Origin of the sequence: Rubellimicrobium sp. CFH 75288 (assembly GCF_009904055.1) — a bacterium.
Lineage (GTDB): Bacteria > Pseudomonadota > Alphaproteobacteria > Rhodobacterales > Rhodobacteraceae > Rubellimicrobium.
The window spans coordinates 1-14,100 of record NZ_WYDP01000016.1; the positions used below are offsets into that span (position 1 = coordinate 1).

The 14,100-nt window shown below is 72.4% G+C and carries 11 protein-coding genes; 6 read left to right on the forward strand and 5 right to left on the reverse strand.

Features of this window, described 5'->3' with window-relative positions:
* Nucleotides 1–426 precede the first annotated feature (426 nt).
* On the forward strand, nt 427–765 hold the full coding sequence (locus GT358_RS12655) for a P-II family nitrogen regulator (RefSeq protein ID WP_166583000.1): 339 nt from the start codon (nt 427–429) through the stop codon (nt 763–765).
* 23 nt (nt 766–788) lie between these two features.
* On the forward strand, nt 789–2,183 hold the full coding sequence (gene amt, locus GT358_RS12660; protein WP_243730879.1) for an ammonium transporter: 1,395 nt from the start codon (nt 789–791) through the stop codon (nt 2,181–2,183).
* Between the two features lie 85 nt (nt 2,184–2,268).
* On the opposite strand, the gene GT358_RS12665 is transcribed toward amt, so the two are convergent.
* Together GT358_RS12665 and GT358_RS12670 are read right to left on the reverse strand one after the other, a co-directional pair.
* Entirely contained in the window at nt 2,269–3,450 is a 1,182-nt protein-coding gene (locus GT358_RS12665) for an amino acid aminotransferase (protein ID WP_166583001.1), read from the reverse strand.
* A 10-nt stretch (nt 3,451–3,460) separates the two neighbouring features.
* Nucleotides 3,461–4,300, reverse strand: coding sequence for a sulfurtransferase (locus GT358_RS12670; protein ID WP_166583002.1), 840 nt, complete (start codon nt 4,298–4,300; stop codon nt 3,461–3,463).
* A 115-nt stretch (nt 4,301–4,415) separates the two neighbouring features.
* Between GT358_RS12670 and GT358_RS12675 the strand changes: the two genes are divergently transcribed.
* A complete protein-coding gene (locus GT358_RS12675) occupies nt 4,416–6,692 on the forward strand; it encodes an FdhF/YdeP family oxidoreductase (protein WP_166583003.1) in 2,277 nt (758 codons plus the stop codon).
* Nucleotides 6,693–6,695: 3 nt separating this feature from the next.
* On the opposite strand, the gene GT358_RS12680 is transcribed toward GT358_RS12675, so the two are convergent.
* From GT358_RS12680 to GT358_RS12690, 3 genes are all read right to left on the reverse strand, one after another.
* Complete coding sequence (locus GT358_RS12680; RefSeq protein WP_166583004.1) at nt 6,696–7,874, reverse strand: lytic murein transglycosylase; 1,179 nt, start codon at nt 7,872–7,874, stop codon at nt 6,696–6,698.
* A 14-nt stretch (nt 7,875–7,888) separates the two neighbouring features.
* A complete protein-coding gene (locus tag GT358_RS12685) occupies nt 7,889–9,886 on the reverse strand; it encodes a potassium transporter Kup (protein WP_243730880.1) in 1,998 nt (665 codons plus the stop codon).
* Between the two features lie 76 nt (nt 9,887–9,962).
* Nucleotides 9,963–10,583, reverse strand: a complete 621-nt coding sequence (locus GT358_RS12690; RefSeq protein WP_166583005.1) for a TetR family transcriptional regulator C-terminal domain-containing protein — start codon at nt 10,581–10,583, stop codon at nt 9,963–9,965.
* A 143-nt stretch (nt 10,584–10,726) separates the two neighbouring features.
* On the opposite strand from GT358_RS12690, the gene GT358_RS12695 reads away from it, so the two are divergent.
* The 3 genes from GT358_RS12695 to hydA all read left to right on the forward strand — a co-directional run bounded on the left by GT358_RS12695 (nt 10,727) and on the right by hydA (nt 14,097).
* Nucleotides 10,727–11,977: a Zn-dependent hydrolase gene (locus GT358_RS12695; RefSeq protein WP_166583006.1), complete on the forward strand. Its 1,251-nt coding sequence runs from the start codon at nt 10,727–10,729 to the stop codon at nt 11,975–11,977.
* Nucleotides 11,978–12,066: 89 nt separating this feature from the next.
* A complete protein-coding gene (locus GT358_RS12700; protein WP_166582999.1) occupies nt 12,067–12,612 on the forward strand; it encodes a hypothetical protein in 546 nt (181 codons plus the stop codon).
* A gap of 30 nt (nt 12,613–12,642) precedes the next feature.
* Nucleotides 12,643–14,097, forward strand: coding sequence for a dihydropyrimidinase (gene hydA / locus GT358_RS12705; RefSeq protein ID WP_166583007.1), 1,455 nt, complete (start codon nt 12,643–12,645; stop codon nt 14,095–14,097).
* The last annotated feature ends 3 nt before the right edge of the window (nt 14,098–14,100 follow it).

Consider the following 14,100-nt stretch of genomic DNA (forward strand, 5'->3'; position numbering starts at 1 on the left):
GCGCGCGTCCTGCGGCCGCCGCCCGATCCGCCCCGCACCCGCGAGGGGCCCGGGCGGCCCGTGCCGCCCCGGCCGGGCCGCTCCGCCACGAGGGGGGGCCGTCCGCCTGCCTGCCTGCCCATGCGCCTCCGCTCCTGACCGGCCGGAGCCGGTACGCGAAACGCGGGGACCATACCGGTCCCGTGCGGGCTTGTCGAACGGCGAGCGACCCGGTCGGCATTTTCCTTCTGCCGAAGAAACAGGCATGTGCCCCGATTTGTGCATTTCCTCTGGGATTCTGCCGCAACTCCCCGTGCAGGTGGGGCGCTCCCGACTTGCCGCCGGGGCAGGCGGGGCGCCTTCTCGGCTCGACAGATCCCGGCAGGGCCGGCCGGGGGCGAGGGATTGCATGCAGGGGCCGCGAGGACAGGCCGAAAGGAAGGGGACGTGAAACTCATCATCGCAGCGATCAAGCCGTTCAAGCTCGAGGAGGTGCGCGAGGCGCTCACCGCCCAGGGCGTGCGCGGCATGATGGTGACGGAGATCAAGGGCTTCGGCGCGCAGTCGGGGCATACGGAAATCTACCGGGGCGCCGAATACGCCGTGGCCTTCGTGCCCAAGGTGAAGCTCGAGATCGTGGTGCCCGATGCCCTGGCCGAGGCGGTCGTGACGACCATCGCGCGCACGGCGCGCACCGACAAGATCGGCGACGGCAAGATCTTCGTGCTGGATGTCGAGTCGGCGCTGCGGGTGCGCACGGGAGAGACCGGAGAGGACGCGCTGTGATCGGGACATCAGGAGGACAGGGGATGAGGATGGGGCGGGGTGCGACCGTCGCGCTGGGCCTGGCGCTGGCGGCCTGGCTGCTGCCGGACACGGGCTGGGCTCAGGCCGTCGAGGGGGCGGTGGAGGGCGGTGCGATCGACCCCGCGGCCGTCGCCGCGGCGGAGCCCGCCGCGCCGGGCTTCGACGAGATCGGGCCCTTCATCATGACGACGCTGCTGTTCCTGATCGGCGGCTTTCTGGTCATGTGGATGGCGGCGGGCTTCGCCATGCTGGAGGCGGGCCTGGTGCGGTCCAAGAACGTGACCACGCAGCTGACCAAGAATGTCGGCCTGTTCGCCATCGCGGCCGTGATGTACTGGCTGCTGGGCTACAACCTGATGTATCCGGGCGACGGCTGGACGATCGGGGGCTGGCTCGGCTCGCTCTTCAGTCCCGCCGTGCTCGAGCCCGTGGGCCTCGCCCCGCAGGCGGCCGATCTGGGCTATGCGGCCAAGGCGTCGGATTTTTTCTTCCAGCTGATGTTCTGCGCCACCACCGCCTCCATCGTGTCGGGGGCGCTGGCCGAGCGCATCAAGCTGTGGCCGTTTCTCCTGTTCACCGTGGTGCTCACGGGGCTGATCTACCCGATCGAGGCGTCCTGGCAGTGGGGCGGCGGCTGGCTGTCGGAGGCGGGCTTCTCCGACTTTGCGGGCTCGACGCTGGTTCACGCGGCGGGAGGCTTTGCCGCGCTGGCCGGGGCGATCGTGCTCGGGCCGCGCCTCGGGCGCTATGTGGGCGGACGCGTGGTCCCCTATCCGGGCTCCAACCTCGCGCTCGCCACGCTGGGGACGTTCATCCTGTGGCTGGGCTGGTTCGGCTTCAACGGCGGCTCGCAGCTTGCGGCCGGGACGGTCGGCGACATCGCGGACGTGGCGCGCATCTTCGCCAACACCAACATGGCGGCCGCCGCAGGCGCGCTCGCGGCGATGATCCTGACGCAGGCCCTCTACGGCAAGGTGGACCTGACCATGGTGCTCAACGGCGCGCTGGGGGGGCTCGTCTCCATCACGGCCGGGCCGCTCGACCCGTCGCTGTTCGGCGCGCTGTGGATCGGCGCGGTGGGCGGCGTGCTGGTGGTCCTCGCCGTGCCGATGCTCGACCGGATGCGCATCGACGATGTGGTGGGCGCCATTCCCGTCCACCTCGTCTGCGGGTTCTGGGGGACGATGGTGGTGCCGGTCTACACGGCCGACGCCGCCTTCGGCACGCAGCTTCTGGGCTTCCTCGCGATCGGCGCCTTCGTCTTCGTGGCGAGCCTCCTCGTCTGGCTGCTGCTGCGCGCCACGGTGGGCCTGCGCGTGACCCCCGAGGCGGAGACGACGGGGCTGGATGCGACCGAACTCGGCATGGAGGCCTATCCCGAATTCGCCCGCGCCTGAGACGCGCCCGGGGGCGGGCCTCCTCCCCCCGCCCCCGGGCACCGGCGGCCCGCGCGGTCCTCCCCCGCGCGGGCCGATCCCGTTCTCAGAGCCCCGTCTCGACCATCGCGCGCGCGAGGACGGGGACGGTCGCGGGGTTGAGGCCCGCGATGTTCACGCGCCCGTCGCCCACCATGTAGATCCCGTGATCCTCGCGCATCCGCGCCACCTGCTCGGGCGTGGCGCCCAGCCGCGAGAACATCCCCCGGTGGCGGCGCAGGAAGTCGAACCGGTCGTCGTTGGTCAGCCGCCGCAGCTCGGCCGCGAGCGCGCTCCGCAGCGCGGCCATGCCGTCGCGGATCCCGGCCAGCTCCGCCTCCCACTCCGCGCGCAGGGCGGCGTCGCCGAGCACGGTCGAGACGATCCGCGCGCCATGGTCGGGCGGAAAGGAATAGGTCTGGCGGTTGAGATGGGCGAGCGCCCCCTGCGCGCGGCGCGCAGCCTCCCCGCTTGCGCCCACGGCCATCAGCAGGCCCGCGCGCTCGCGGTAGATGCCGAAGTTCTTGGAGCAGGACAGCGCGATCAGGCATTCGCCCGAGGCGGCAAGGCGGCGCGTGGCGGCGGCATCGGCCTCGAGACCCTCGCCGAAGCCGAGATAGGCCAGATCCACGAGCGGCAGGGCGCCGCGCCGCCGCAGCAGCGCGTCGATCTCGGCCCAGGTCTCCGCGTCCGGGTCCGCGCCGGTGGGGTTGTGGCAGCAGCCGTGCAGCAGCACCGCATCCCCCTCCGCCACCCCCCCGAGATCGGCGAGCATGCCCCCGGCATCCACGCCGCGCGTTTCCGGGTCGAAGTAGCGGAAGGGCCGGGCCGGGATGCCGAGATGGCGCAGGATCGACAGGTGGTTGGGCCAGGTCGGGTCCGGCACCCAGACCGTGAGATCCGGCCGGGCCATGCGCGCCAGTTCGAAGGCGAGGCGCACCGCCCCCGTGCCGCCGGGCGTCGCCGCCGCCGCGATGTGCGCGCGGGGCGCCGCCCCGTCCAGCACCAGCGGGATCAGCGCGTCGGCAAAGGCCGGATCGCCCGCGAGCGCGGTATAGGTCTTGGTCGTCTCGCCCTCCCAGATGCGCCGCTCGGCCTCGCGCACGGCACGCATGATGGGCGTTCGCCCCTCGGCGTCGCGATAGACCCCCACCCCGAGGTCGATCTTGTCCGCGCGCGGATCGGCGCGAAAGGCCGCCATGAGCGAGAGGATGGCGTCGGGGGGCTGCTCCGGCAGGCGGTCGAGCATGATGTCTCCTTCAGGGTCCGGTGGCCACGGGCCGGGCAGGGTCCGCGCCCCATTCCGCCCAGGACCCGTCATAGAGCGCGTGCGGCCGGCCCAGCCGCTCGAGCGCGAGCGCGAGGATCGCCGCCGTGATGCCCGAGCCGCAGGTCACCACGGCCTCCTGCCCCTCCCAGGGCGCGAGGAGCCGGGCCAGCGCCTCGGGCGGCTTCATCCGCCCGTCGGGGCCGAGAAGGGCGGCATAGTGGAGGTTCGCGGCACCCGGCATGTGGCCGGGGCGGATGCCGGGGCGCGGCTCGGCCTCCTCGCCGCGGAAGCGCGCGGGCGAGCGCGCGTCGAGCACGGCCCCCCCGGCGGCGAGGGTGCGGGCGACGTCCCCGGCCTCGGCGCGGCGCACGAGGGGGGCGCCCGCGCGAAAGGCGCCGGGCGCGACGGGGGCGGGATCGCCGCTTTCGACCGGACGCCCCCCGGCGCGCCAGAGCGGCAGGCCCCCGTCGAGCACGGCGACCCGCCGGTGGCCCATCAGGCGGAAGGTCCACCAGGCGCGCGCCGCCGAGAAGAGCCCGACGGAGTCGTAGCAGACCACCTGGGTCTCGGGGCCGAGGCCGGCCGCGCGGGCCCAGGCCTCGAACACGGCCGGGGGCGGGGCGGTGTGCGGCAGGGGCGAGGCCGGGTCGGCCACCGCATCGAGGTCGAGCCGCCGCGCGCCGGGGATGCGGGCCGCGCGGAACTCCGCCTCCGCGTCGCGCCCCGTCCCCGGCAGGTGCCAGGATGCGTCCACGGGCACCGCGCCGCCCAAGCCGAGCCGTGCGGCCAGCCAGTCGGGAGAGACGAGGGTCTGCGGGTCGTCCTGCATGGGCCCTCCCCTACGGTCGCCATCCGTCCGGCGCAAGCGCGGCAGGAACCCCGCCCCCCGGCTCGCGTTGGGGTCCGGCCAGAGCCCACCCGGCCAGCCGACGGGGAGATGCCCGATGAAGGACGGACGCGAGGCCCGCCAGAGGTCCGACACCCCCCATTACGAGCATCCCTCCGGCGGATGGGGCTCGCTGCGCGGCATCGCCTCGGTGCTGGCGGACGAGAGGCCCACGCCCGGCGCGCTGCGCACGCTGGCGCGGCAGAACAAGCCCGGCGGGCACATGTGCACCTCCTGCGCCTGGACCAAGCCCGCCCAGCCGCACCTGGCCGAGTTCTGCGAGAACGGCGCCAAGGCGACGATCTGGGACCTGACGGCGGCGCGCTGCGGACCGGACTTCTTTGCCGCCCACACGCTGGCCGAGCTGCGCGGCTGGTCGGACCACGAACTCGAGCGCGCCGGGCGGCTCACCCATCCGATGCGCTACGACGCCGGCAGCGACCGCTACGTGCCCTGCGCGTGGGAGGATGCCTTCCGCGAGATCGGCGCGATCCTGAAGCGCACTGACCCCAAGGCCACCGTGTTCTACACCTCGGGCCGCGCAAGCCTCGAGACCTCCTACCTGATCGCGCTGTTCGCGCGGGCCTTCGGGCACATCAACCTGCCCGACAGTTCCAACATGTGCCACGAGACCACGAGCGTCGGTCTCAAGAAGGTGACGGGCTCGCCCGTCGGAACCTGCGTGCACGAGGACTTCTCGCATTGCGACCTGATGCTGTTCTTCGGGCAGAACACGGGCACCAACTCGCCGCGCTTTCTCCACGACCTGCAGAAGGCCAAGAAGCGCGGCTGCCGGATCGTGACCTTCAATCCCATCCGCGAGCGCGGCCTCGTGGAGTTCACGAACCCCCAGAACCCGGCCGAGATGACCGTGGCCCCGCCCACGCCGATCTCGGACATCTATCTCCAGCTGCGCCCCGGCGGCGACGTGGCCGCCTTGTCGGGCCTGATCAAGCGCGTCCTCGAACTCGAGGCCGAGAAGGGCGGCGTGCTCGACCGCGTGTTCATCGCGGCGCACACGACCGGCTTCGAGGAGATGCGCGCGCGGATTGCGGCGCTGTCCTGGGACGACATCGAGCGCGAATCGGGCCTGCGCCGCCGCGAACTCGAGGAAGTGGCCGAGCTTTACGCCCGCTCCCGGCGCGTGATCGGCCTCTACGGCATGGGGCTCACCCAGCACGTCAAGGGCTGGCTCAACATCGCCATGCTGGTGAACCTGCTGCTGCTGCGCGGCAATATCGGGCGCAAGGGGACCGGCATCTCGCCCGTCCGCGGCCATTCCAACGTGCAGGGGCAGCGCACGGTGGGCATCACGGAAAAGCCCGAACTGGTCCCGAACGACAGGCTGCGCGACCTCTTCGGCATCGAGCCCCCCATGGAGGAGGGGATGACCACCGTGAAGGTGGTCGAGGGGGTGCTCGACGGCACGGTGAAGGCCTTTGTGGCCTTCGGCGGCAACTTCGCCCGGGCCATTCCCGACAACCGCCGGGCCGAGCCCGCCTGGGCGGGGCTCGATCTCAACGTGCAGATCGCGACCAAGCTCAACCGCTCGCACCTCCTGCCGGGGCGGGCGACCTGGCTGCTGCCCTGCCTCGTGCGGGCCGAGGAGGACCGGCAGGCAACGGGCCCGCAGGTCGTCACGATCGAGGATTCGCTGAGCTGCATCCACGGCTCTCTCGGCAAGCGGCGCCCGGCCTCCGAGCACCTGCGCTCGGAGGTGGCGATCGTCTGCGGGCTGGCCAAGGCCACGCTCGAGCCCAACCCGCGGCTCCGCTGGGACGAATGGACCGGCGATTACGGCCTGATCCGCGACCTGATCGAGCGGACCTACCCGGATCAGTTCCGCGACTTCAACGCGCGGCTCTTCGTGCCGGGGGGCTTCCACAAGGGCAATGCCGCGCGCGAACGCCGCTGGGAGACCGAGTCCGGCCGGGCCGAGTTCACGGCGCCCGACACGCTCTCGGCCTTGCCGGGGCCCCTGCCCGAGGAGGCGCTGACCCTGATCACGCTGCGCTCGAACGACCAGTTCAACACGACCGTGTACGGCTTCCGCGACCGGCTGCGGGGCCTGTCGGGGCCGCGCGACATCGTGCTCCTGAACCCCGAGGAGATCGCGCGGCGCGGCCTGCGCGAGGGGCAGAGCGTGCGCGTGGAATGCGCGACCGGGGACGGCGAGGACCGGGCGGTGGAGCTGCGCGTGACCGCCTACGACCTGCCCGACGGCTGCGCCGCGGCCTACTACCCCGAGGCCAATCCGCTGATCCCGCTCGGCCTCTATGACGAGCTGTCGCACACCCCGGCCTACAAGGGCGTGCCGGTCCGCATCCGGGCCTGACGCTCAGAGCGCGTCGAGCAGCGCCCGCGTGGGCCAGGCATCGGCGGGCAGGCCCAGCCGGGCCTGCTCGGCCTGGACGGCGTCGCGCGTGCGGGCCCCGAGGATGCCGTCGATGGCGCCCACGTCATGGCCGCGCGCGGCGAGCCGCTCCTGCAGGAGGCGCATCTCCTCGCCCGACAGGCCCGGTTCGGGCTCGCCGGCGAGATAGCGCGGCGCCCCCTCGATGCGGGTCGCGAAATAGGCGGCCGTCAGGACATAGGTCAGGCTCTGGTTCCAGGCGGTCAGGACCGGCAGGTTCGGATAGGCGAGAAAGGCCGGTCCCTTGCGGCCCACGGGCAGGAGCAGCGAGGCGGGCAGGTCCGGCAGGGTCCCTTCGCGCGGGCTGACGCCCATTGCGGCCCAGTCCGAGGCCGGCCGCTCGCGGCCCAGTCCAGTCAGGGACCAGTCGAGGTCCCCGGGCACGACGACCTCCTGCAGCCAGGGCTCGTCCGGGCGCCAGCCCAGGCCCCGCAGCATCTGCGCCGCCGAGAGCAGCGCATCGGGCGCCGAGCCCTTCAGATCCACCCGGCCGTCCCCGTCGCCGTCCGCGCCGAATTCGAGGATGTCGCGCGGCAGCATCTGGACCTGTCCGATCTCGCCCGCCCAGGCGCCGGTCACGTCCCGGTCCCATTCCCCCCGCGCGGCCAGTTCCATCGCGGCAAGGACCTGGGGCCGGAAGAGCTCGGGCCGGCGGCAATCGTGCGCGAGCGTCAGCAGCGCGTCCGTCGTGTCGAAATCGCCTTGGACGGCGCCGAAATCCGTCTCGAAGGCCCAGAAGGCCAGAAGGATGCCGCGCGGCACGCCCAGTTCCGCCTCGATGCGGTCGAAGAGGGCCCGGTGGCGCTCCTCCATCGCGGCGGCGCGGTTGACGCGATCCTGGCTGATGAGGCGTTGCGAGAAGGTCAGGAAATCCTGCTGGAGATGGGTCTGGCCGCGGTCGCGCGCGAGGACGCGCTCGTCCTGCCGGGCCCCGCGCAGCACCGCCTCGGCGGCCTCGGGCGGAATGCCGGCCGCGACGGCCTCGGCGCGCAGGCCCTCGAGGAAATCCCCCCAGGGGCCGCCGCAGGGCACCTCCTGCGCAGCGAGCGGCAGGGCGCAGACGGCGAGGGCGAGGGCCGGGAGGGCGCGGGGCACGAGGGGCATGGGGTCTCTCCGGGTCAGATGATGAGCTGCTGGCCGAGCTCGATCACGCGGTTCGTGGGCAGGCGGTAGAAGTCGGTGGCATTGGCGGCCGAACGCGACAGCGAGATGAACAGCGATTCCTGCCAGGCGGGCAGCCCCCTGGTCTTGGAGGGGCGGAAGGTCCGGCGGTTGAGGAAGAAGGAGGTGGACATGATGTCGAACTTCTCCCCCTGCTTGCGCGCCAGCGCGAGGGCCTTGGGCACGTTCGTCTCCTCCATGTAGCCGAAGCACAGGTCGATGCGCACGAACCGCTCGCTCAGCCGGTGGATCGTGATGCGCTCGGCATCCGGCACATAAGGCCGCGTCGCCACCGAGACGCAGACGATCATGTTGCGCTCGTGCAGGACATGGTTGTGCTTGATGTTGTGCATCAGCGCGGCCGGCGCGATCTCGGGGTCGGAGGTCAGGAACACGGCCGTCCCGGGAACCACCTGGATCGAGCGGGACTTCTCCAGCATGGCGATCAGCGCCTCGAGGGAGGTGGCGTTGCGCCGGGCCTGCGCCTGGACGTGCTGCGTGCCCCTCACCCAGGTCCACATCACCGTGACCGCTCCGGCCGCGAACAGGATGGGCACCCAGCCCCCCTGCGGCACCTTGAGCAGGTTGGCGGCGAAGAAGGCGATCTCGAAGGCGGCAAAGGGGAGCACCGCCAGCGCGACCAGGCCCGCCGGCCAGCGCCAGGTGAGCCGGAACACGAGCACCGCCAGCACCGTCGTGATGAGCATGACGCCCGACACGGCCACCCCGTAGACCGAGGCCAGGGCCGACGAGGACCCGAAGGCCAGCACGAGCACCACGACGCCCGCGAAATGGATGGCGTTCACGCGCGGCAGGTAGATCTGCCCCTCCTGCGACTCGGAGGTGTGCAGGATCTCGAGCCGCGGAAACAGCCCCATCCGCACGGCCTGCTTCATCGCCGAATAGGTGCCGGAGATGACCGCCTGCGAGGCGATCACGGTGGCCAGCGTGGCGAGGATCACGAAGGGCAGAAGAAGCGCGGGCGGCGCAAGCAGGAACAACGGGTTGACGGCCGCGGCGGGATTGGACAGCACGAGCGCCCCCTGGCCGAGATAGTTGAGCACGAGAGCCGGGAAGATGAAGCCGAACCAGGCGAGCCGCAGCGGCCGGCGGCCGAAATGGCCCAGATCGGCGTAGAGCGATTCGGCTCCCGTGACGGCCAGGAAGACCGAACCCAGGACGATCATCGACGCCCAGCCGTGGCTGACGAGAAAGCCCGCCGCATAGGCCGGGTTGAAGGCCCACAGGATGGACAGGTCGTCGAACAGGTGCCAGCCCCCCAGCGCGGCCAGCGTCACGAACCAGACGATCATGATCGGGCTGAACAGCCGCGACACCGCCCCCGTGCCCCAGCGCTGGAGCAGGAACAGCCCGGTGACGATGGCAAGGACCACGGGGATCACGAAGGGCTCGAAGGCCGGCGTCACGAGGCTCAGCGCCTCCACGGCCGAGAGCACCGAGATGGCCGGCGTGATCATCGCATCGCCCAGAAAGAGCGCCAGCCCCACCATGCCGAGCCCCAGAAGCCAGACCGGTCGGCGGTCGAGCGAGCCCTGGACCAGGGCCACGAGGCTGAGCGTGCCGCCCTCGCCGCGGTTGTCGGCCCTGAGCACGAGGGTGACGTACTTGAACGCCACCACCACGATCAGCGACCACAGCAGCAGCGAGATGACCCCGATCACCTCGTGGCGCTGCACGCCCGCCTCGGTCGCGTCGCTCAGGGCGTGCAGCGATTCGCGCATGGCATAGATGGGGGAGGTGCCGATGTCGCCATAGACCACGCCGACCGAGCCCAGCGCGAGGGCCCAGACGCTGGCGGTGCGGTGCTGCGAGGGCGCCGGGTGGGCCGGCATCTGCTGGGCCGCGGCCGCGCTTTCGGCGGGGGTCCGGCCGTCGGCCGGCGGCGGAGCGTTGCCGCCCGTCGCGCCCCGATCGCGCCTGTCGCCGTCGCTCATTGCCACGCCCCGGGGCTGCTTCCGACGGCGGGAGGCTTAGCGCGGGCCGGTCGGGGCCGCAACGCGCGCCCCTGGATCAGGGGGCCAGCAGCCGCCGGAACAGGGTCTCGAGAAAGGGTCCGGCCTCGGCATAGGGGTCGCGCCCGGCGCCCAGCACCGCCCGCACCTGGACGTCGAAATCCGCATAATGCTGCGTGAGCGCCCAGATCGAGAAGATCAGATGCTCGGGCGGCAGGCGCGCGAGGCGGCCCTGATCCATCCAGCCCCGGAGCACGGCCGCCTTGTCGGCCACCAGGGTGGCCAGCCGCCCGCCCAGCACGGGACCCAGATGCGGGGCGCCGCGCAGGATCTCGCCGGCGAACAGGCGGCTCTCGCGCGGGTAGTCGCGCGACAGGGCGAGCTTGCGGCGCAGGTAGAGCAGGACCTCCTCCACCGGGTCGCCCGCAGGGTCGAGCGCCACCAGCGGCGCGAGCCAGGCGTCGAGCAGGTTCTCGAGCAGCGCCAGATGCACCGCCTCCTTGGACGGGTAGTAGTAGAGCAGGTTCGGCTTGGAGAGCCGGGCCCGCCGCGCGATCTCCTCCAGCGTGGCGCCGCGGAAGCCCTTTTCGGAGAACACCTCGAGGCCCGCCTCCAGGATGGCCGCGCGGTTGCGCGTCTGAGTCCGCGTGCGTGGGGCCGCTCCTGCGTCCTGCGCCATGCCGTCCCTCCCGCGGCGGCCCTGCCGCCCTGCCTTCTTGACTGGCCTTGCTGCTTTGGTAGCGTGCCTTTGACCATCCGGTCAAATCGCGCAAGCCAAGGGACGGCCGGAGCACGGCCCCCGCCAGCAGGGAGACGACACGCATGGCCACCCCCGGGGCCAATCTCAGGGTTTCGTCCGACCGGCTGTGGGACAGCCTGATGGAGATGGCGCGGATCGGCCCCGGCGTGGCGGGCGGCAACAACCGCCAGGCGCTGACGGACGCGGACGGCGAGGGGCGCCACCTGTTCCGCCGCTGGTGCGAGGAGGCGGGCCTGTCCGTCGCCGTGGACCGCATGGGCACGATGTTCGCCACCCGGCCGGGCGAGGACCCGTCGCTGGCGCCCGTCTACATGGGCTCGCATCTCGACACCCAGCCCACGGGGGGCAAGTTCGACGGCGTCCTCGGCGTCCTCGGCGGGCTCGAGGTGGTGCGCACGCTCAACGATGCGGGCATCCGCACGCGCCGGCCCATCGTCGTGACCAACTGGACCAACGAGGAGGGCACCCGCTTCGCCCCGGCGATGCTGGCCTCGGGCGTGTTCGCGGGCGTGCACGATCTCGACTATGCCTATGCGCGGCAGGATGCCGAGGGGCGGCGCTTCGGCGACGAACTGGCCCGGATCGGCTGGGCAGGCGAGGAGGAGGTCGGTGCACGCCCGATCCACGCCATGTTCGAGCTCCACATCGAGCAGGGCCCCATCCTCGAGGCCGAGGGGGTGGAGATCGGCGTCGTCACGCACGGGCAGGGCCTGTGGTGGCTCGAGATGCGGCTCGAGGGGCGAGAGGCCCATACGGGCTCGACCCCGATGCCGATGCGGGTCGATGCGGGGCTGGGGGCCGCACGGATCGTCGAGGCGGTCCACCGGATCGCGATGGCCCATGCGCCCGACGCCGTGGGGGCGGTGGGCCACCTGGTGCAATGGCCCAACTCGCGCAACGTGATCGCGGGGCGCGCCGTGCTCACGGCCGACATCCGCTCGCCCGACCGGGCCGTGCTGGATGCGATGCGAGAGGCCGTCGAGCGCGAGGCACGGGCCATCGCGGAGGATCTGGGCCTCTCGCTCGCGATCGAGCCGGTGGGGCATTTCGATCCCGTGACCTTTGATGCGGATCTGGCCCGGTCGCTGCGGGCGGTCTGCGACCGGCTGGGCTATTCCCGGCGCGACATCGTCTCGGGCGCGGGGCACGACGCCTGCTGGATCGCCCGCGTGGCGCCGACGGTGATGATCATGGTGCCTTGCAAGGGCGGGCTGTCGCACAACGAGGCCGAGGACATCACGGCCGACTGGGCGCGCGCGGGCACCGACGTGCTCCTTCATGCCGTGCTCGAGGCGGCGGAGGTGGTCGCGTGAGCGCGCGGACGGAGGCCTGTCGTCCGGCGGCGGGCCGCGCTAGGCTCGGCGCCGCGGACCCGGTGCGGGTCTGTCAGACCGGAGGCTTCATGCGACCCGTCCTTGCCCTTTCGCTGCTGCCGCTTCTGGCGGCCTGCGCGGTTCCCCAGCAGGATGCGGACCCCCCCGCCGCACCCCTCCCGGCGCCGCTCGCGACCGCCTTTCCCACCCTGTTCCCGGAGCCCGAGCCGCCGGCACCCCCGCCCGTGCCGGCGCGGGTCCTGGCGGCGCTGCCGCCCGGCATTCCCGAATCCATCGTCCTGCGCAACACGGACGGCTGCTATCTCTACTCGGTCGAGGTGACGGACCCGCCCTCGGGCTATCCGGTGCGCGATGCGGCCGGCAATCCGATCTGCGACGAGGGGGCCGGGCCGCTTCCGGCGGCGGCGCCGCTGCCGGGTCCGGCAGCGGGTGCGCCGCCGCCGCCCCCGCCGGGCGGAGGCTCGATCGACATCACCCCCATCCTGACCGCGCCGCGCGACGGCAGCGCCGCGCCGGTCGCCCCGCCGCCCTCTCCGCCGCCCGCCGCGCCGGGGCGGCCGGTCGAGGGTTCCATCACGCCGCCTGCGCCCATCGTCCAGCCCTCGGGCGGCTGAGGGCGGGGCCGCCACACGAGGGAGACAGCCATGGCGAGCACGGTCATCAGGGGCGGCACGGTCGTCACGCACGACCTCACCTATCGCGCCGACATCCTCCTGGAGGGCGGCCGGATCGCCGAGATCGGCGAGGGGCTGCGGGGGGACCGGACGCTCGACGCCTCGGGCTGCCTCGTGATGCCGGGGGGAATCGACCCCCACACCCATCTCGAGATGCCCTTCATGGGCACCTATTCGGCCGACGACTTCGATTCGGGCACCCGCGCCGCGCTTGCGGGGGGGACGACCATGGTCGTGGACTTCGTCCTGCCCTCGCCGGGGCAGGGGCTGATCGACGGGCTGGGGATGTGGCACAACAAGTCCACCCGCGCCCATTGCGACTACTCGTTCCACATGGCCGTGACCTGGTGGGGCGAGCAGGTCTGGGACGAGATGCCCGCGGTGATCGACCGCGGCATCACGACCTTCAAGCACTTCATGGCCTACAAGGGCGCCCTGATGGTCAACGACGACGAGCTCTTCGCGTCGTTCACCCGGCTTGCGGAGCTGGGCGGCATCGCCCTTGTCCACGCCGAGAACGGCGACGTCGTGGCCGAGCTGCAGCGCAAGCTGCTCGAGGGGGGCAATACCGGCCCCGAGGCCCATGCCTATTCCCGCCCGCCCCAGGTCGAGGGCGAGGCCACCAACCGCGCCGTCATGATCGCCGACATGGCCGGCGTGCCGCTCTATGTGGTCCACGTCTCGTCCGAGGATGCGCACGAGGCGATCCGGCGCGCGCGCGCGGCGGGCAGGCGCGTCTGGGGCGAGCCGCTGATCCAGCACCTCGTGCTCGACGAGAGCGAATACCACCATCCCGACTGGGACCATGCCGCCCGCCGCGTCATGAGCCCACCCTTCCGCGACCGGCGCCACCAGGACAGCCTCTGGGCGGGGCTGCAATCGGGCTCCCTGTCGGTCGTGGCGACGGACCATTGCGCCTTCACCACCGAGCAGAAGCGGATGGGGCGGGGCGACTTCACCAAGATCCCGAACGGGACCGGGGGCCTCGAGGACCGGATGCCGCTCCTGTGGACCCACGGCGTGGGCACGGGCCGCCTGACGCCCGAGGAGTTCGTGGCCGTGACCTCGACCAACATCGCCAAGATCCTGGGCTGCTACCCGCGCAAGGGGGCGGTGGCGGTCGGGGCGGATGCGGACCTGGTCGTGTGGGACCCCGAGCGCGAAAAGACCATCAGCGCCGCCAGCCAGCAGAGCGCCATCGACTACAACGTGTTCGAGGGCCAGCGGGTGAAGGGCCTGCCGCGCTTCACGCTGACGCGCGGGCGCGTCGCCGTCGAGGAGGGCCGGGTCGAGGGGCAGGAGGGCTGGGGCGAGTTCGTCGCCCGCGACCGCCACCAGCCGGTGGCCAGGGCGCTCTCCACCTGGAAGGCCCTGACCGCGCCCAGGCCGGTGGAGCGGACCGGCATTCCGGCGAGCGGGGTGTGAGCA